General features: G+C 43.9%; 18 protein-coding genes. All 18 read left to right on the plus strand.

Annotation, left to right across the window (positions count from 1 at the left end; genetic code table 11):
- Nucleotides 1-18: 18 nt before the first annotated feature.
- The 18 genes from LI288_RS06850 to LI288_RS06935 all read left to right on the plus strand — a co-directional run bounded on the left by LI288_RS06850 (nucleotide 19) and on the right by LI288_RS06935 (nucleotide 19,874).
- The gene (locus LI288_RS06850) at nucleotides 19-1,116 is read left to right on the plus strand and encodes a SufB/SufD family protein (protein ID WP_227089898.1); all 1,098 of its coding nucleotides are present in this window, start codon (nucleotides 19-21) and stop codon (nucleotides 1,114-1,116) included.
- The gene (locus LI288_RS06855; RefSeq protein ID WP_227089899.1) at nucleotides 1,103-2,320 is read left to right on the plus strand and encodes an aminotransferase class V-fold PLP-dependent enzyme; all 1,218 of its coding nucleotides are present in this window, start codon (nucleotides 1,103-1,105) and stop codon (nucleotides 2,318-2,320) included. The genes LI288_RS06850 and LI288_RS06855 overlap by 14 nt, the downstream gene beginning before the upstream one ends.
- Complete coding sequence (gene sufU, locus LI288_RS06860; RefSeq protein ID WP_227089900.1) at nucleotides 2,310-2,735, plus strand: Fe-S cluster assembly sulfur transfer protein SufU; 426 nt, start codon at nucleotides 2,310-2,312, stop codon at nucleotides 2,733-2,735. The genes LI288_RS06855 and sufU overlap by 11 nt, the downstream gene beginning before the upstream one ends.
- Nucleotides 2,736-2,804: 69 nt before the next feature.
- Nucleotides 2,805-4,313 carry a transglutaminase domain-containing protein gene (locus LI288_RS06865; RefSeq protein WP_227089901.1) on the plus strand — a complete coding sequence of 503 codons (1,509 nt, stop codon included), beginning with the start codon at nucleotides 2,805-2,807 and terminating at the stop codon, nucleotides 4,311-4,313.
- A 21-nt stretch (nucleotides 4,314-4,334) separates the two neighbouring features.
- Nucleotides 4,335-4,532, plus strand: coding sequence for a hypothetical protein (locus LI288_RS06870; protein ID WP_227089902.1), 198 nt, complete (start codon nucleotides 4,335-4,337; stop codon nucleotides 4,530-4,532).
- A gap of 16 nt (nucleotides 4,533-4,548) precedes the next feature.
- Nucleotides 4,549-5,445, plus strand: coding sequence for a glycosyltransferase (locus LI288_RS06875; RefSeq protein ID WP_227089903.1), 897 nt, complete (start codon nucleotides 4,549-4,551; stop codon nucleotides 5,443-5,445).
- A gap of 6 nt (nucleotides 5,446-5,451) precedes the next feature.
- Nucleotides 5,452-6,228, plus strand: a complete 777-nt coding sequence (locus LI288_RS06880) for a hypothetical protein (protein WP_227089904.1) — start codon at nucleotides 5,452-5,454, stop codon at nucleotides 6,226-6,228.
- A gap of 85 nt (nucleotides 6,229-6,313) precedes the next feature.
- A complete protein-coding gene (locus tag LI288_RS06885) occupies nucleotides 6,314-7,315 on the plus strand; it encodes a glycosyltransferase family 2 protein (RefSeq protein ID WP_022431726.1) in 1,002 nt (333 codons plus the stop codon).
- Nucleotides 7,312-8,484 (plus strand): glycosyltransferase family 4 protein, encoded by a 1,173-nt coding sequence (locus LI288_RS06890; RefSeq protein WP_227089905.1) that lies wholly within the window; start codon nucleotides 7,312-7,314, stop codon nucleotides 8,482-8,484. The genes LI288_RS06885 and LI288_RS06890 overlap by 4 nt, the downstream gene beginning before the upstream one ends.
- A 92-nt stretch (nucleotides 8,485-8,576) precedes the next feature.
- On the plus strand, nucleotides 8,577-9,848 hold the full coding sequence (locus LI288_RS06895; RefSeq protein WP_227089906.1) for a hypothetical protein: 1,272 nt from the start codon (nucleotides 8,577-8,579) through the stop codon (nucleotides 9,846-9,848).
- Between the two features lie 170 nt (nucleotides 9,849-10,018).
- Nucleotides 10,019-10,795 (plus strand): glucose-1-phosphate cytidylyltransferase, encoded by a 777-nt coding sequence (gene rfbF, locus LI288_RS06900; RefSeq protein WP_022431729.1) that lies wholly within the window; start codon nucleotides 10,019-10,021, stop codon nucleotides 10,793-10,795.
- 11 nt (nucleotides 10,796-10,806) lie between these two features.
- Nucleotides 10,807-11,856, plus strand: a complete 1,050-nt coding sequence (rfbG, locus tag LI288_RS06905; protein WP_022431730.1) for a CDP-glucose 4,6-dehydratase — start codon at nucleotides 10,807-10,809, stop codon at nucleotides 11,854-11,856.
- 36 nt (nucleotides 11,857-11,892) lie between these two features.
- A complete protein-coding gene (gene rfbH, locus LI288_RS06910) occupies nucleotides 11,893-13,230 on the plus strand; it encodes a lipopolysaccharide biosynthesis protein RfbH (protein ID WP_022431731.1) in 1,338 nt (445 codons plus the stop codon).
- Nucleotides 13,231-13,233: 3 nt separating this feature from the next.
- Nucleotides 13,234-13,716, plus strand: a complete 483-nt coding sequence (locus LI288_RS06915) for a GtrA family protein (RefSeq protein WP_227089907.1) — start codon at nucleotides 13,234-13,236, stop codon at nucleotides 13,714-13,716.
- A 2-nt stretch (nucleotides 13,717-13,718) separates the two neighbouring features.
- Nucleotides 13,719-15,590 (plus strand): thiamine pyrophosphate-binding protein, encoded by a 1,872-nt coding sequence (locus LI288_RS06920; protein WP_227089908.1) that lies wholly within the window; start codon nucleotides 13,719-13,721, stop codon nucleotides 15,588-15,590.
- Nucleotides 15,591-15,601: 11 nt separating this feature from the next.
- Nucleotides 15,602-16,519: an NAD-dependent epimerase/dehydratase family protein gene (locus LI288_RS06925; RefSeq protein ID WP_227089909.1), complete on the plus strand. Its 918-nt coding sequence runs from the start codon at nucleotides 15,602-15,604 to the stop codon at nucleotides 16,517-16,519.
- 13 nt (nucleotides 16,520-16,532) lie between these two features.
- Complete coding sequence (locus LI288_RS06930; protein WP_227089910.1) at nucleotides 16,533-17,489, plus strand: glycosyltransferase family 2 protein; 957 nt, start codon at nucleotides 16,533-16,535, stop codon at nucleotides 17,487-17,489.
- 24 nt (nucleotides 17,490-17,513) lie between these two features.
- Nucleotides 17,514-19,874: a type I phosphomannose isomerase catalytic subunit gene (locus LI288_RS06935; RefSeq protein WP_227089911.1), complete on the plus strand. Its 2,361-nt coding sequence runs from the start codon at nucleotides 17,514-17,516 to the stop codon at nucleotides 19,872-19,874.
- The last annotated feature ends 5 nt before the right edge of the window (nucleotides 19,875-19,879 follow it).

Consider the following 19,879-nt stretch of genomic DNA (forward strand, 5'->3'; position numbering starts at 1 on the left):
TGCGGAATGGAGATTAATATGAAAGAAACAGTGAATATAAAAATAAATCAGTTACCGTCTAAGACATGGCACTGGCTGAAATTAAATGAAACGAATTTTGCATGGACCGATGAAGCACAGGGCTGTACAATTGTAAAAAAAGAAAGCACAGAAAACGAAGCATTATCGGGCGGTAAAGAAACAGCAGAAGCATTGGCGGACATTAAAGCTTTCGAAGCTGTGGAAACCGGAGCGGGACGTCAGGCAGACTGCGTGTTTAAGGCAGTGGCGCCGGAAAGAATAACGGCGGCAGCAGGCAGAGAACCGGAAAATCCTGTGGTATATGAAATCAGCGGCACAGATACGGCATCTGCCGGTATGTTAGACATTTATGCAGAGGAAAACAGCCGGATTACGGTTGTGGAGCGCTTTACGAAAAAGACCCCGGAAGATACTAATCTGGCATTCCGTACACGCATGATTGCGGCAAAAAACAGCAAAATCCGTCTGGTGCAGGTCATAGCCCTCGGCGAGGAGCAGCCCCTTTTATCCGATACAGGCTGTGTCTGTGATGAAAATGCGCAGGTCGAGCTGTTGCAGTTATTTATCGGCAAGGGTCATGTATACAACGGCGTGCGTACAGATTTAAAGGGCGAGCGTGCGGATTTTCAGGTGCAGACAGGCTATCTTGTGCAGAATACCCAGCTTTTGGATATAAATTATATTGTAAATCACATCGGCAAGAAGACAACCAGCAATGTGACGGCAGACGGCACGTTAAAAGATGCCGCACACAAAGTATTCCGCGGTTCGATTGATTTTAAACGCGGCGCTTCGGGTGCAAAGGGAACGGAAAGCGAACAGGTACTGCTTCTGGGCGATGATGTCATCAATCAGACCATTCCGCTGATTCTTTGTGCGGAAGAAGATGTAGAAGGCAATCACGGTGCGGCAATCGGCGAACTTGATGAAGAAACACTGTTATATTTTGCGGCAAGGGGCATTGATAAAAAACATGCCGAAGATATTATGACACGGGCAAAGCTTGAACTTTTAACCCATAAGATTGACGATGAAGAAACAAAGGAATTTGCGGAAGAGCAGTTAAGTGAGGTATTGACAGATGACAGCTTATGATTACAGACAGGATTTTCCCCTGTTACGGGAAAATAAAACGGTTTATATTGATAATGCGGCAACGGCACAGCGGCCGGACTGCGTACTGGAAGCAGAAAAGCGGTTTTACGAAAAGGCAAATGCCAATCCCCTGCGCGGATTTTATCCGTTGAGCCTTGCGGCGACCGAGCAGTACGAAGAAGCAAGAAAGACCGTGCAGAAATTTATTCATGCGAAATCTTCCAAAGAGATTATTTTTACAAGAAATACGACAGAAAGCTTAAATCTGGTGGCATACAGCTACGGCCTTTCAAACCTGCGTGAGGGTGATGAAATTGTGGTTAGTATTATGGAACACCACAGCAACCTGCTTCCGTGGCAGATGGTGGCAAGACAGACCGGCGCAGTATTAAAATTTCTGGAATGTACACAGGAAGGAACGCTTCCTGACGAGGTGCTTGAAGCTGCGATTACGGAAAAGACAAAGCTTGTGGCAGTTGCACAGGTATCCAATGTCTTAGGCTGTGTCAATCCGGTTGAAAAAATCGTAAAACTGGCGCATGAAAAAGGCGCGGTTGTGGTTGTCGATGCCGCACAGAGCGCACCGCATATGCCGGTGGACGTAACGGCACTCGATGTCGATTTTCTCGCATTTTCGGGTCACAAACTCATGGGACCGATGGGAATCGGTGTATTATACGGAAAAGAAGAACTGTTAGAGAAAATGCCGCCATTTTTAACGGGCGGAGAAATGATTTCCACCGTGACAAGAGAAGGCGCAACGTATGCTAAACTGCCGCACAAATTTGAAGCGGGTACGGTCAATGCGGCAGGGGCTGCCGGACTTGCGGCGGCAATCCGCTATGTTGAAAAAATCGGCTTTGATACGATTATGGCAAAGGAAGAAGCACTTACAAAACGCGCCATGGAGGGTTTAAAGAAAGTGCCGCATCTGCATATTTTAGGCGATGAAGCTCCTGAAAATCATACGGGAATAGTTGCATTTACAATAGAAGGCGTACACCCGCATGATGTCAGCGAAATCCTTTCATCAGACGGAATTGATGTGCGTGCGGGACATCACTGCGCACAGCCGCTTTTAGAGTATCTGGGGGTACACAACGCAACGCGCGCAAGCTTTATGTTTTATAATACGCCGGAGGAAGTGGATGCATTTGTAGAAAGCACGGCGCAAATCAGAAGGAGAATGGGATATGGAGAATAGAAGCTTTTATAATGAAATTCTGACGGAACACAATATGCGCCCGGAATTTAAACACGACCTGCCGGATGCCAATATCGTACTGGAAGGGGTCAATCCGAACTGCGGCGATGATATCTGGCTGAAATTAAAAGTAGAAAACGGTATCATTAAAGACGGCGCATTTGTCGGGGACGGCTGTGCCATTTCACAGGCATCGGCAGACATTATGCTCGGCATGATTATCGGAAAGTCTAAAGAAGAGGCACTGCGCCTCGGAAAGCTGTTTTTACGCATGATTCAGGGCGAAGCAGATGACGAAGAAATCGAACAGCTTGAAGAAGCTTCGGCGTTAAAAGATATTGCCCATATGCCTGCGCGTGTAAAATGTGCCGTTCTTGGCTGGCATACGCTGGAAGAAGCGTTAAAAAAACTTTGACCAATTTGTATATCTGTGTTATGTTAAAAGAGAAACAGAGGACAGATTACAAAAGGGGGCATATTTTTTATGACTAAAATGCTGAAAAGCATCATTGCCGGTGCGGCAGTTCTGATTGGTGCATGTTTTATCGGACAGACCCAGCCGGTGCAGGCAGCAGATGATTATGCACTGCGTCTGGCAGAGGATAACCAGTGGTACTATTATCAGGATGACGAAGTCGATACAGCGTATCAGGGACTTGCGTTAAACGAATATGGCTGGTGGTACGTATCGGACGGTACAATTGACTGGGATTATGCCGGGATGGCGTTAAATGACTACGGCTGGTGGTATGTATCTAATGGTACAGTGGATTTTAACTACACCGGAATGGCATTAAACGAATATGGCTGGTGGTACTTTAACAATGGGGTACTGGATTTATCATATACCGGAATGGCGTTAAACGATTACGGCTGGTGGTATTTTAATAAGGGTCATCTTGATTTGTCATATACGGGAATGGCACGCAATGAATACGGCTGGTGGTATTTTGACAATGGGATGCTTGATTTGACGTATACAGGCATGGCATGCAATAAATACGGCTGGTGGTATTTTACAGATGGATTACTGGATTTAGAGTATTACGGTTTAGGTGAAAATGAGTACGGTTTATGGCTGTATGAAGACGGACGGATTAATTTTAATTATACGGGAAGCATCACGGACGGTTCACAGATTTACATCATTCAGAAGGGCTATGTTACAGAGATTTCAAAGGTACGTTGTAACCTTGATCCGAATGATCCGTATTACAATTATGAATACGCGTACAGAACAGGCGATACATCCGTTATTAAAACAGATGAACAGGAAGCGTTTTTTGAAGGCTTGTCCGCTTGTCTGGATGCTGCATTTGAGTATAATACCCTGTTTGAACAGGAAAAAGCAGTACACGATTACATGGTGTTAAATTCAGCATATGATTATGAAAGTTATCAGAACGGAACCGTACCGGAGGTATCACATACGGCAGAAGGCATATTTGTCTATAAGACAGCGGTATGTGACGGATATGCCAGTGCGTTTAAGCTGTGCATGGATATTTTAGGAATTCCATGTGAAACGATTACCGGAACAGCAGGTGGTATTGGACATGCATGGAATGCGGTAATGCTTGATGATGAGTGGTATATGGTAGATGTAACATGGGATGATCCGGTACCGGATACGCCGGGACAGGTGCTGTATGGGTATTTTAACATTACAGATGAAAAAATGAAGCAGGATCATACCTATACAAGTGATATTACGGCAGATGGAACAAAGTATTATTATCTTGGAATGCAGGAAAATTATTTTACAGATGCAGAGATAGATGATTATTATGCTTATATCAGTGAAAAGGCATCAGAAACATCAGGGAATGTTACAATTACGGCAATGGTAGAAAGTACGGATCAGGAAATTGACAGTGAATGGCTGGGTACATTTACAGATTCAGGCAGACTGGAGATTTCATATCGTGAACTGAGTCTTTCAGTTCAGTGGTCAGGGCATATCGCAACATTTACATGGACGTTGAAAAGATAGAAAATATTCAGGAGGAATAACATGGCGTTGTTTATGACACGGAAGAAAAGAGAGCAGATTGGGGATGAGATTGATGATTTACTGATGCGTCAGTATCATCACAGATGTAAGCTCGAAGAGGCACAACAGGCCGGAAACGAAGAACGTGTGCAGTATGAAAAGAATAAGATAGAAGAGGAAGAACTTCAGATTCAGAAATTAAGAAAAAAGCTTGCATAGCAGGCGTGGAGATGCTATGAAGTATTCAATTGTAATCGTTACATATAATCGTTGCGATTTATTAAAAGAGTGTATTACATGTGCGTTGCAGCAGACAATTGCTGCAACGCATATTGTCGTAATTGACAATGCATGCACAGATGATACCGACAGGTATTTAAACAGCCTTTCAATACCGCAGCTTGTACATTACCGGCTGGATCATAATGCAGGCGGGGCCGGCGGCTTTTATGAAGGACTCAAAAAGGCGCATGAACTGGGAGATGAAGCACACATTATAATAGATGATGATGCAATGCTTTCTAAAGATTTTGCAGAACAGCTGCTGGACAAAGCACGGAAAAATCCAGAGATACTTGCATTTGCAGGGGTTGTAAAGACGGATGGCTGTATTGTCCGGGATCACCGTCAGCGGATGAAAAGACCGGGATTCAGAATGGAAAAAATCCCACTGGAGGAATATCAAAAGGAGTCTTTTTACTGCGATACGGCCTCCTTTTGTGGCTTGATGATCCGTGATGAGGTGATTGAGCGGATCGGATATCCGCAAAAAGAGTATTTTATATGGTATGATGATACAGAATACTGTGTAAGAATCCGTGAAATCTCCCAGATTATGGTGATTCCGGCAGCAGTATTAAATCACAAAACGGTGTTTAAACCGATGGACTGGCCAAGGCATTATACATGGAAAGATTACTATGGAATCAGAAACCGCATGCACATGGTGCGTACCCATGGAAATTTGTGGGACTATGTGGTTTTGCGGCTGCTTTTGTGGATGGGCAGCGGTATGCGTAACAGAATATTTGCACTGGTTCATCTGCATCATGAGGATTGGAAAGAAGAAGTATCCATCTATAAGCGGGGAATCCGTGATGGAAAGAAATTTTTAAAAGAGAAACAGAGGTAGAGAAATATGCATAGTGAACAGACGGAACTGCATTTGCAGCATATGATTGAGCGGGCGCAGATGGGAATGCAGGGAGAAGAAAAAGAGATTGAGGAACTGCTTTTTGATGAGGTCTATACGTTAGTTTATACGATTTACAAGGATAAAGAAAAGACACAGAAAGTAGTGCGGACCATTTTGGAAAAGTATGTTGCAAATCTTTCGGACAGAAAAATTCTGGATGTACATAAAAATGTTCAGGTCTATGCAATTGTGCGGATTTATCAGGCGCTGGGTAAAAAGAACGGGACATTATATACAGCAGCTGAAAATATGAAAGAATATGAATACACCGTTATTGCAGATGATTCAGAATTTGAAAAAATTGCAGATACTTACGCAGATGCGTTCGAGAGCGTACATGCCTATAAAGGCAAACCGGAAGCATTTCAGAATTTAAAGGCAGAAAAGATGATAATGGCTGCTTTATATATGTATGAAAAATGTACTGTCAATGAAATCAGCAGAACCTTAAAAATTGATGAAAGCATTGTGAAAAATCAAATTGCACAGTTAAAGGAATGTATGCTTAAAATAGGAAAGAGCACGACAGTCAAAGAAAAACGGTCACAGGAAAATGTGCAGATGCGTAAAAAGCATGAGAAAACGCATCCGGGTGATGAACAGGACGAAAAAGGACTGGTCGACTACCTTTTGCCGAATCTGGGAAAAGGAGCAAGAACAGCAATTGATATAGCAGCTTCGGTTGTTGTTATAGCTGCCTATTTTGTCATTTTTCATTAAATGTATTGAAACAACACAAGAATTAGTGTATCATTAATTGATTGCATCTGATACAGGGTGCTATATATTGAATTGAGGATAGATTATGAAACTGATTATACAGATACCTTGTTTTAATGAGGCAGAAACCTTAGAGGTTACATTAAATGATTTGCCGAAACACATCGATGGAATTGATGAAATAGAGTATTTGATTATTGATGACGGAAGCCATGACAATACAGCGGAAGTTGCAAAGAAATGGGGGGTGCACTATGTTGTACGCTTTCGAAGGAACAAAGGTCTTGCCAAAGGATTTATGGCGGGGCTGGATGCCTGCTTAAAGAACGGGGCAGATATTATTGTCAATACCGATGCGGACAACCAGTACTGCGGTGCGGATATTGAAACACTGGTCAGACCGATTCTTGACAAAAAAGCGCATATTGTAATCGGAGAGCGTCCGATTGATGATACGGAGCATTTTACACCGCTAAAGAAAAAGCTTCAGCATTTTGGCAGCTGGGTTGTGCGCAAGGCAAGTAAGACGACAATTCCGGATGCACCAAGCGGATTCCGTGCGTATTCCAGAGAAGCTGCGATGAGAATTAATGTAATTAACGATTATACCTATACACTGGAAACAATTGTACAGTCAGGCCGTGAAAAAATGGCGGTGATGTCAGTGCCAATCCGGACCAACCCCGAATTGCGTGAATCCCGGCTGTTTCACAGCATGTGGGGATATATTAAAAAATCCATGCTGACAATTGTGAGAACCTATCTGATGTACCGCCCGCTATACTTCTTTTTTATGCTGGGAAGTATTCTTGCGCTGGTAGGCGTTGGCTTTTTTGTACGGTATTTTGTATTTTTTTGTTCCGGTGAAGGCGGTGGACATCTGCAGTCACTGATTTTAGCCAGTACCCTTCTGATTGTTGGTTTTCAGACAATTGTGGTCGGGCTGCTCGGCGATGTGATTTCCGCAAACCGTAAGATTTTACAGGATGTACAGTATCATGTAAGGAAAATGGATTACAGCAGACAGGAATGTGAAGATGAAAAATCTTCCGATTTAGTAAAAAATGAGTCAGGGTTATCAGAATGAAAAAAAGACTGCTTATAACAGGTTCGACCTTTCCACGCTATGAAAATGACACCGAACCGAGGTTTATACTGGATTTGGCAAAATATATGAAAGAATACGCAGAGGTGACGGTATTGGTACCGGCAGCGCCTAAAGCAGCAGATACAGAGGTGCTGGAGGGTGTGTCCGTGATACGGTACCACTATTTTCCGGTTCATTCATTAGAAACATTATGTTATCCAGGAGCAATCGTACCCAGAATCAGAGAAAAGAAAGTCAGGGGCCTTCTGGTTCCCTGGCTTTTTGTGTCATTATGGGTGCATCTTTTTAAAATGAGAAAGTCCTATGACATTGTTCAGGCAAACTGGCTGATTCCACAGGGAATTGTCCAGTCGTTCTTAAAAAAACCGTATATTGTGACTGGACATGGTGCAGATGTGACTTCACTGAATCGTGGATTGTTAAAAAAATTAAAAAAAAGGTGCTTAAAAAATGCATGGGGTGTCACTGCGGTATCCCGGCCTTTGATGGACGTATTGGACGGCATTTATAAGAATGGAAATCAGGCGGTAATTTCCATGGGGTGCGATACTTCACTTTTCGGACGGCAGTATCGTGAAGAAAATTATTTTGGACAGGGAAATCAAAAGGTACTTTTATTTGTCGGACGACTGGCAGAAAAAAAGGGAGTGTGCTATGCCATTGAAGCATTGAGAAATGTAGAGGATGCAATGCTTGTGATTGCCGGTGACGGACCGTTAAGGGAAGAACTGCAAAGACAGGCTGACAAAGTCATGCGGGAAACCGGAAAAAAAATTGTTTTTCTGGGGGCAAAAACACATGAGGAATTAAAAAAAATTTATGCTTCGGCAGATTTATTTGTAATGCCCAGCATTACGGCAAAAGACGGAGACAAAGAAGGCTTCGGGCTGGTGATACTGGAGGCATTTGCTTCTGGGCTTCCGATTGTGGCAAGCCGCTCCGGGGGGATTACGGATATTGTAAAAGACGGTGTCAACGGCTTCCTTGTTAAAGAAAAGGATGCCGGTGGCATGGCAGAACAGATAGACAGGCTCTTGAAAGATGAGGAAATCTATAATAAAATGCAGACAGAGGCAAAAAAGTCGGCTCAGCAGTATGATTACAGGCAGATAGCGGCACGTTATGCACAATTTTTAAAATTAATATGATATCAGGGGTGTGTGCGCAGCACGTAACAATCCGCAGGTATCATAGCAGGGGATGTCCCGGCATCATAAAATAGAAAAAATGGAGATTAGATATGGGGAAACTGGACGAACAGCTGATTCAGCTGATAAATAATGAAATAGAGGGAAAAGGCGGAGGATTTGAGGAGTTTTGTACACTGGCATCTGAAGTGGTACAGCCGGTTGTAAAAAAAGTGTTTCCGAAAAATGAAACATTGTATAAAAAGGCAGTGAAGCAGATTCTGGTGCGGATGTATCAGAAGATTGAAATGGCGGATATGAACCAGATCCGGGAATGGATGGAGCGGTTTGCGCTGGATGTTCTGGAAAAGAATTATCCAAGAGAAACGGCAGCGGCAAAAAAAAGAGAAACACGGCAGGAGCAGGAACCGGTAAAGAATGAAGAAAGTTTACAAAAAAGCGCCCGGACAGAAGAACAGGAACAGGATGAACTGATTGCGGCGGCGATGGCGGCCTTTGCAAAATTGCAGGATGACCAGCCGGAGGAACAGGTGGAACTGCCGGAAGAAGTGCAGTCTTTTTTTGAACCGGAACAGCCTAAAGAACAGGATTTGCAGGACACGCAGGAATTACAGATAGAAATAACACAGCCGGCCGGCCGGCAGCAGGAAACAGCAGATATCAGCCAGACAGGACCGGCAGCGCAGAAATCCGATGAAAACCCGGCAGGACAGACAGCACAGGAATCAGAAGAACTTCCGATGGAAGATGATGAAACGGAAGACATTGAAGGATTTTCGCTGGAAAGTGACGGGGACGAAGATGACGGAGATGAATTTGAGGAAGAACCGTCAGATGTCAGCAGTTTCTGGAACGACCGCAGCAATGTAAAAAAAATACTCATTGCTGCCATTCCGTGTGTAATAGCAGTTATCGTTGTTGTGGTACTGTTAGCAGGCGGAAAAAAGAAACAGCCGGTATCGGTGAATCACAGTATGTCAACCACGGCAAAACAGACAGAAACAACAACTGTAAGCACACAGACACAGTCGTCTTCACAGACACAGACAGTCCGGTCAGAAACACAGGAACAGACGGAACGGACGACAGCACATCAAACGGAAGAACAGACGACAAAAAAGACACAGTCATCAACAAAGAGCAGCACGACAACACAGCGGACACAAAAACAGGACAGCACTGAAAGTCCGGAAAAAACGGGTGATTCCGGAGATAACAATACACAGGAAGATACAGAACCAGCCACAGAGGAAAAGACAAAAGAACCGGAAACACAGCGTCCGGCAGAAGAAAAAACAACACCGGAAGCAACGGAGGGCACAACACAGAATAATACAAAAGCAACAATTAAAAAAATCCAGTAAATGGAATATAAAAATGGGAAGCCGCAGTCAGGAGCTTCCCATTTTTGTTCATTATTGCATAAATGGCAAAACTGTGCTATATTTACCAATATATGATTTTAACGTGGGGAAATATGTGGACATCGATACAGTAAAATCAGTTAAATTTTTTAAAATATACGGAGGTTGTGATGAAAGTAGTATTACTTGCAGGTGGATTTGGAACAAGAATTAGTGAGGAGAGCCATCTGAAACCAAAGCCGATGATTGAAATCGGAGGAAAGCCGATTTTATGGCACATTATGAAAGAATATTCCCATTATGGGTATAATGACTTTATCATCTGCTGTGGTTATAAGCAGTATGTGATTAAGGAGTGGTTTGCAGATTATGCGCTTCACAATTCGGATGTGACATTTGACTTTACACAGGGCGGTAAGATGACAGTTCACAATAACTTTTCAGAACCATGGAAGGTTACACTCGTTGATACCGGTTTAAATACCATGACAGGCGGACGTGTAAAGAGAATCCAGCCGTATGTCGGAGATGAAACCTTTATGCTCACTTACGGCGACGGTGTCTGTGATGTGAATATCAATGAACTGGTGAAGTTCCATCAGTCCCACGGCAAGATTGCAACGATGACATCTGTCAGTGTCGGACAGCGTTTCGGCGTACTTGATATTGATGAGAACAATACCATCCGTGCATTCCGCGAAAAGCAGGATTCTGACGGAAGCCGTATTAATGCGGGATATATGGTATTAGAACCGAAGATTTTTGATTTTATTGAAGGCGATTCCACAGTATTTGAAAAGGCACCGCTTGAAAAATGTGCCGAACTCGGAGAATTAAAGGCATACAACTACAATGGTTTCTGGCAGTGCATGGATACCAAGAGAGAAATGGAAAAATTAGAAGAACTCTGGCAGTCCGGCAAAGCACCTTGGAAGTCATGGGAATAAGGAGAACGACAATGGATTTGAGTTTTTATAAAGGCAAAAAAGTCCTGATTACAGGACACACAGGATTTAAAGGAAGCTGGCTTTGCAGAATCCTTGTAGGCGCAGGCGCACAGGTGACAGGCTATTCCCTGACACCGCCGACCGAGCCGAATCTTTTTTCAATGGCAGATGTCGAAGATAAAATGGAATCTGTCATTGGAGATATCCGTGATTTAGCACATTTAAAAGAAGTCTTTGAAAAGACCCAGCCGGAAATCGTACTGCACCTTGCGGCACAGCCGATTGTGCGCGATTCCTATAAAGACCCGGTATATACCTATGAAACCAATGTTATGGGAACGGTCAATATCTGTGAATGTGTACGTATCAATCCGTGTGTAAAGTCTTTTTTAAATGTCACAACGGACAAGGTTTACGAAAATAAGGAATGGGCATGGGGTTATCGTGAAAATGAACCGCTGGACGGATATGACCCGTATTCTAACAGTAAGTCCTGCTCAGAGCTGGTTACACACAGCTATATCAACTCCTTCTTTAATGATATGCCGGTAGCCGTATCGACCGCAAGAGCCGGAAATGTTATCGGTGGCGGCGATTTTGCCAATGACAGAATCGTACCGGATTGTGTCCGTGCGGCATTAAAGAAAGAAGATATTATTGTAAGAAATCCACATTCCACAAGACCGTACCAGCATGTCTTAGAACCACTGGCAGCATATCTTTTAATTGCGATGAAGCAGTACGAAGACAAGTCTTATGCGGGATTTTATAATGTAGGACCGGATGAGAGTGACTGCATTACTACAGGCAATCTTGTGGATACATTCTGTGCAAAATGGGGCGAAGGTTTAAAGTGGGTCAACAAGTATGACGGCGGTCCTCATGAGGCGAACTTCTTAAAGCTGGACTGCTCAAAGTTAAAGACAACCTTTGGCTGGAAGCCGGTATGGAATTTTGATACAGCAATTGAAAAGAGCGTGGCGTGGTCTAAGGTCTATGCGGCAGGCGGAGATATTCCTGCATGTATGGACGCACAGATTGCGGAATTTTTTGATAAATAAAGACAAATCCGATGAACAACAGAAAGGAATTATAGAATGTTTGAAAATAAGAATGAATTAGAAGCAAGAGAAGAGATTTTATCCTTTGTAGATGAATACTGTAAAAAATATCATGCCAAAAAAGAATATCACGAAGGTGACAGAATTTCCTACGCAAGCCGTGTTTATGACAGTGCAGAAATGAAGAATCTTGTGAATTCCGCACTGGAATTCTGGCTGACAGCAGGTCACTACACAGATGAATTTGAAAAGAAATTCGGTGAATACTTAAATGTAAAGTATGTATCGGTTGTAAACTCCGGTTCATCTGCCAACTTAAACGCATTTATGGCACTGACTTCTCCGCTGTTAGGTGACAGAAGAATTAAAAGAGGGGACGAGGTTATCACGGTTGCAGCAGGTTTCCCGACAACCGTAACACCGGCAATCCAGTACGGTGCAGTACCGGTATTTGTGGATGTAACGATTCCTCAGTACAATATTGATGTTACAAAGTTAGAAGAAGCATACAGCGAAAAGACAAAGGCTGTCATGATTGCACATACACTCGGTAATCCGTTTGATTTAACTGCCGTAAAGGATTTCTGCGATAAGCACAACTTATGGCTTGTTGAAGATAACTGTGATGCACTCGGTTCTAAGTATAACTATAAGGGTGAAGAAAAGTTCACAGGTACAGTCGGTGACATCGGAACATCCAGCTTTTATCCGCCACACCACATGACAATGGGCGAAGGCGGTGCTGTTTATACAAACAACCCACTGTTAAATAAGTGTATCCGTTCTTTCCGTGACTGGGGACGTGACTGTGTCTGCCCGTCCGGCAGGGACAACCTGTGCGGACACCGTTTTGACAAGCAGTACGGTGAACTTCCGTTAGGATATGACCACAAGTATGTATATTCTCATTTCGGATATAACTTAAAGGCAACCGATATGCAGGCAGCAGTCGGCTGTGCACAGCTTGAAAAATTCCCTTCTTTCGTAGAAAGAAGAAGACATAACTTTGACCGTTTAAGAGCGGCACTCGAAGGTATTCAGGATAAGGTAATTTTACCGGTACCGTGTGAAGGTTCACGTCCAAGCTGGTTTGGTTTCTTAATTACGGTAAAAGAAGGCATTGACAGAAAGAAAGTTGTTGAATACATTGAAAACCACGGTGTACAGACAAGAAATCTGTTTGCGGGCAACTTAATCAAGCACCCATGCTTTGACGAAATGCGTGCAACAGGAGAAGGTTTCCGTGTAGTCGGCGGATTAGACAACACAGACCGTATTATGAACGATACGTTCTGGGTAGGTGTATATCCGGGCATGACAGACGAAATGATTGACTATATGGCAAAGACCATTACGGAGGCTGTAAACCAGTAAACAATGAGTGAAAAAAACAAGGCACTGATAAACCAGATCATCCGTTTTGGGCTGGTCGGCATATCCAATACGATTGTATCCTATGTTATTTACGCCGTAGCGTTTGCACTGACAGATAATTATTTTCTTGCAAATGTGTTAAGCTGGCTGTTAAGCGTTCTGCACGCTTACATCTGGCAGAATGTATTTGTATTTAAAGAAGATAAAAATGCACAAAAGAGAGTCTGGTGGAAGGTTCTTTTAAAGACGTATGCAGCATACGCATTTACCGGGCTGCTGCTCAACAACCTTTTGCTGTGGCTGTGGGTGGACGTCATTGACATTTCAAGATTCTGTACAGGAATTGCCAATGGGCTTACGGAAATCGGCATTGTGCTGACGGACAGGGAGCTTTCAGGATATCTGGGACCGGTGCTGAATATGTTTGTCACGATACCGGTGAATTTTGTAATGAATAAATTCTGGGCATACCGCCAAAAGGAGTAAGTATGAAAGTAAAATTATCGTCATATGTTTCACAGTTTCTTGTAGATCACGGCATTACCCATGCCTTTACCGTTACAGGCGGTGGTGCAATGCACTTAAATGACAGTCTGGGACATCAGGAAGGACTGACCTGTGTATACAATCATCATGAACAGGCATGTGCAATTGCGGCAGAAAGCTATGCAAGAATTCATAATAAGATTGCAGCACTTTGTGTTACAACGGGACCGGGCGGTACAAATGCAATGACCGGTGTTGTCGGAGGCTTTCTGGATTCGATTCCGATGCTTGTTATTTCCGGTCAGGTGCGTTTTGATACGACAGCCAGAAGTACGGGACTTGCGCTCCGCGCCATGGGCGACCAGGAATTTGATATTACAAAGTCAGCGGCAGCGATGACAAAATATGCCGAAATGGTGACAGATCCGAAGCGTATCCGTTACTGTCTTGAAAAGGCATATTATATTGCAACGACTGGCAGACCGGGTCCGTGCTGGATTGATATTCCGGTGAATTTTCAGGGAAGCTATATCGAAACGGAAGAACTGGAAGGGTTTGACCCGGCAGAATATGAAGCGGAGCAGGCACCGGCAATTCCCGATGAAACGGTTGACCTTATTCTCGATAAAATCCGCAGTGCAAAGCGTCCGGTATTTTATGCGGGAAACGGTATCCGCATTTCCGGTGGATATGAAGATTTCCGCAAAGTTGTGGAACTGCTTGGCATTCCGGTAGCGACGGGCTGGGACAGCATTGATGCCATTGAAGACGAACACCCGCTGTATGTGGGACGCGGCGGCATTATGGGCGACCGCGCCGGTAACTTTGCCGTACAGAACGCGGACTTAGTCTTTGCGTGCGGCAACCGTTTAAGTATCCGTCAGGTGGGCTATAACTGGAAGACATGGGCAAGAGAAGCCTATGTCATTGTCAATGATGTGGATGAAGCTGAGTTAAAGAAGCCGACCCTGCATGTGGATTTACCGGTATGGGGCGATGCAAAGGAACTGCTTGCAAAAATGGTTTCACGCCTTGAGGCAGAACAGGCAGCCGGAAATACACCGTTATTTAAAGAGAGCAGCTGGGTAGAAAGATGTCAGGAATGGAAGGCAAAGTATCCGGTTGTACAGAAAAAACATTATGAAGACACGAAGCATACCAATGTGTATGCGTTTATTAAAGAATTAAGCAGCCGTCTGTCAGAAGGACAGGTGACGGTTGTCGGCAACGGCTCAGCATGTGTAGTCGGAAGCCACGCTTATGTCATTAAAAAAGGACAGCGCTTTATTATCAACTCTGCGATTGCTTCCATGGGATATGACCTTCCGGCAGCAATCGGTGCGGTAGTCGCAGAACACGGCAATCTTGCATTAAACAGAGAAGCGTTAAAGCATGACGACATTAAAGATGTGATTTTAGTCACAGGGGACGGCAGCATCCAGATGAATATTCAGGAATTACAGACGATTATCCATCATCAGATGCCGATAAAGATATTTGTAATCAATAATCAGGGGTATCATTCAATCCGTCAGACACAGACGAATCTGTTTGAGAAGCATTTTGTCGGTATCGGACCGGAAAGCGGCGATTTAAGCTTCCCGGATATGGGCAAATTAGCGCCGGCTTACGGTTATCCGTTCTTTAGATGTGAAACCAATGCACAGCTTGATGAAACCATTTCAAAGGTGCTGGCAGTTAAAGGACCGGCAATCTGTGAGATTATGGTGTCTACCGAACAGAAATTTGAACCGAAGTCAGCGACAAAGCGGTTAGAAGACGGTACACTCGTATCGCCGCCGCTGGAAGACTTAGCACCGTTCCTTGACAGGGATGAATTTTACAGTAATATGATTATAAAGCCGATTTCATAGGGGAGAAGAAATTGAAACGAGCAGTTATTACGGGACCGACCGGTGCAATCGGAACAGCACTGATTGCAGAACTGATAAGCCACGGAATTGAAGTGGAAGCAGTTGTAAGACCGGATTCCAGAAGAACAGACAATATTCCAAAGTCACCGCTGGTACACATTGTGCCGTGTGATTTAAAAGAGTTAAAAACATTGCATGAAAAGATAGAACACGCAGACGTATTTTACCACTTTGGCTGGGACGGGACGTTTGGCAACAGCCGTAACAACGCTTACGGACAGCTTGAAAATGTCCGTTATGCGTTAGATGCCGTAGAAGCTGCCGCTGCACTGGGCTGTACGACATTTGTCGGCGCCGGCTCACAGGCAGAATACGGACGGGTGGAAGGCAGCTTAAATGCGTCTACACCGGCATTTCCCGAAAACGGCTACGGGATTGCAAAGCTCTGTACAGGTCAGATGACAAAAATCCTTTGTGAACAGAAGGGAATCCGCCATATCTGGACAAGGATCCTCAGCATTTACGGACCGTTTGATGGAGCAAAGACAATGGTTATGAGTACGATTGTCAGTCTCCTGAAAGGCGGGCGGCCGCAGTGTACCGCAGGAGAACAGATGTGGGATTACCTTTACAGCGCGGATGCAGGATATGCCATGTATCTTCTCGGAGAAAAAGGCGTGTCCGGTAAGACTTACTGTATCGGCGGTGGAACGGCAAGACCGCTTCGGGAATACATCGAAGCAATCCGTGATGCGGCAGCACCGGGGGCAGAGATTGGATTTGGAGAAATTCCTTATCAGGAAAAGCAGGTGATGTATCTGTGCGCAGATATTTCCGATCTGGAAAAAGACACAGGCTTTGCGCCGCGTGTAACGTTTGCGGAGGGAATTGAAAAAACCGTAGACTGGTGCAGGAAGAATTACGTATAAAGGAATAGAAGCGATGAAAAAGATTAGTATTATGGTGCCATGCTATAACGAGGAAGAAAATGTGGTTCCGTTAAGCGAGGCATTGATTGCGATGTTTGAAAAAGACCTCCCGCAGTATGATTATGAAATTTTGTTTATTGATAACGATTCAAGAGATACAACAAGGGTGAAGTTAAGAGCACTCTGTGAGAATAACAAAAAAATCAAAGCGATTTTTAATGCAAAGAATTTCGGTCAGTTTAATTCACCGTATTACGGCATTTTACAGACCGAGGGTGACTGTACGATTCCGGTCTGTGCGGATTTCCAGGACCCGATTGATGTTATTCCGCGGCTTGTTGCAGAGTGGGAAAAAGGATATAAAATTGTCTGTGCAGTAAAGACCAGCAGTAAGGAAAATCCGGTGATGTATTTCCTGCGTTCCTGCTACTACAAGATGATTAAGAAAATGTCTTCTGTAGACCAGATTGAGCATTTTACGGGCTTTGGACTGTATGATAAAAGCTTTGTACAGGTTCTGCGCGATTTAAAGGACCCGATTCCGTTTATCCGTGGCATTGTCGGCGAGCTGGGCTTTAAGCGCACGGAGATTGAATATACACAGGCACAAAGACGTGCCGGCAAGACCCATAACAATTTTTATACGTTGTATGATGCGGCAATGCTAAGCTTTACGTCTTATACGAAAATCGGGCTGCGTATTGCAACCTTTTTAGGCGCTGCCTGCGCAGGACTCAGTGTCATTGTGGCAATTATTTATTTTATTCTGAAATTAATATACTGGAACAGATTCCAGGCAGGTATGGTTCCACTGATTATTTTAGTCAGCCTGACCAGTTCACTCCAGCTGTTCTTTATCGGACTGCTTGGGGAATATATTTTAAGCATGAACAAGCGTCTGATGAACAGACCGCTGGTAGTGGAAGAAGAACGACTCAATTTCAAACCGGAGGAGCCGGAACAGGAATAACGCTTTGAGCAGATTGGAGATTGTATGAAGTGTGTAATACTTGCCGGAGGCAGTGGTGACAGCCTTTGGCCGCTCTCAAGAAAAAATTATCCGAAGCAGTTTATGAATATTAAAGAGGGACGATCTTTATTGCAGGAAACGGTTGTCAGAAATATGCCGTTTTGCGATGAATTTATTATTGTGACAAAGGAAAGCTACCGCAATATTGTAAACGGTCAGATGAAAGCATTCCAGAGCCTCAAGTATCGTGTTGTACTTGAAGGCAGTCCAAAGGGAACCGCTGCGGCAATTATGCTTGGCAGCCAGTTCTGCAACCAGTCCGAACTGGTGTTTGTTGTGACGGCTGACAACCTGATTGAGGGGCAGGAATATAAGGATGCAATTATTCGGGCAAAGGAGCTTGCAAAACAGGGCAGTATTGTTGCACTTGGTGTAAAGCCGGCAAAGAAAAATTCCAATTTCGGATATCTGTTAAGAGATGAGGAAAATGTCCTTAAATTTATTGAAAAAATCCGTCTGGACGATGATGAGAGCTTTGGCTATGACGATGGATTTTTATGGAACAGCGGTATGTTTTTATACCGTGCAGGGGATTTAATCAATGCGGCGAGGGCAATTTGTCCGGAACTCTATGATACCTGCCGGATGGCAAAGCGGAAGGTTGCAGCAATCCGCCGTACCGTGCGTTTTTCGCAGAAGGTCATGAAAGACATTCCACAAGGCAGTATTGAGCGCCTGATTTTTGAAAAGTTAAAGGATATGAAGGTCGTGGAAACGGCATTCCGCTGGAAAGATGTCGGGAATGTCTGCGACTTAGATGAAAATTCAAGTGTATCCCACAGCGAAAATGTCTTAAAAAACCACTGTGAAGATGTAATGGTTATTAACAGTGCAGACAGACAGCTTGTGGTGACAAATGATATTCAGGATGTTGTTGTTGTAAATACCGAAGATGCCGTTTACGTATCTTCCAAGGAACGCGTTGATGACATTAAAAATATCATTTCCGAGAATAAAGAAAAGTATGAAAATTACTTTGATTATAACCGGATTTCTTACAGAGAATGGGGAATCCATGAACTGCTTAATGCCTCAGACGGTTACAAGGTCAAAAAGGTAACGGTATTTCCGGGCATGAGCATGAATCTGCATCAGCATGAAATGCGCAGTGAGCATTGGTCTGTTGTAGAAGGAACGGCAACGATTACATTAGGAACGGAAACAAAAGATTACCATAAGTATGAAAGCGTTTTTGTCCCGATTGGCATGAAGCATAAGGTTGCCAATAAAACCGATAAAAATGTAGTCATTATCGAAGTCGGTATCGGTGAAATCTTATCCGAAAGCGATATGGTAAAGATATACAGTCAGGAAAGTGACGGAACGGCAGAGGACAATTATGTCAAAGCTGCTAACGAGCCGGTTGTCAAGTTAGATCCGGCGTTTAAGGATAATCTGTGGGGCGGCACAAAGCTTCGCACGGTATTCGGTAAAAAGTGTGATTATGACGTTATCGGCGAAAGCTGGGAGCTTTCCGCACACCCGGACGGACAGAGCCGGATTGCAGACGGCAGATATAAGGGCATGCTCTTTAATGACTATCTGTCCATTATCGGAAAAGAGGCGCTTGGCTGGAAGTGTCAGGCACAGGATCGTTTTCCGGTACTGATTAAATTTATTGATGCAAAGCAGGCATTATCAATCCAGATTCATCCTGATGATGAATATGCACTGGAAAATGAAGGCGAATACGGAAAGAACGAGATGTGGTATGTCATTGACTGTGAGCCGGGTGCATACCTTTACTGCGGACTTTCAAAGGACGTATCCAAAGAGGAGATTGAAGAACGTATTGCGAACAATACGATTACAGAGGTGTTAAACCGCATAGATGTAAAGCCGGGCGATGTCGTTATGGTAAAAGCAGGAACAATCCATGCGATTGGTGCGGGCATTTTAATCTGTGAAATCCAGCAGAATTCCAACAGTACATACCGCATGTACGATTACGACAGAAGGGATAAGTTCGGCAATCCGCGTGAACTGCACGTTGCAAAGGCACTGGACGTTGTCGATACCAAGGCATATGTCAAGGATGAAAACTGCGAAGTGATTCTGGAGAAAAACGATGCCTATACACTGGAACGTCTGGTACAGTGCAAGTATTTTGAATGCCTGAAATATGACATTTATTCAGAAGTCAAAATCGGCATGGATGAAACATCTTTCCTGTCTGTTTTATTTATTTCCGGTGAGGGAACCATTGAAACGGATGACGGCAATAAGACGATGCCGTACAAGGCAGGCGAAAGCTTCTTTATCAGCGCTGGCAAGCGTTCGGTTGTAATAAAGGGAACAGGAACCTGTATCGTTACGCATGTTTAAAATGA

The sequence above is a fragment of the Lachnospira pectinoschiza genome (assembly GCF_020564355.1).
Classification (GTDB): domain Bacteria; phylum Bacillota; class Clostridia; order Lachnospirales; family Lachnospiraceae; genus Lachnospira; species Lachnospira intestinalis.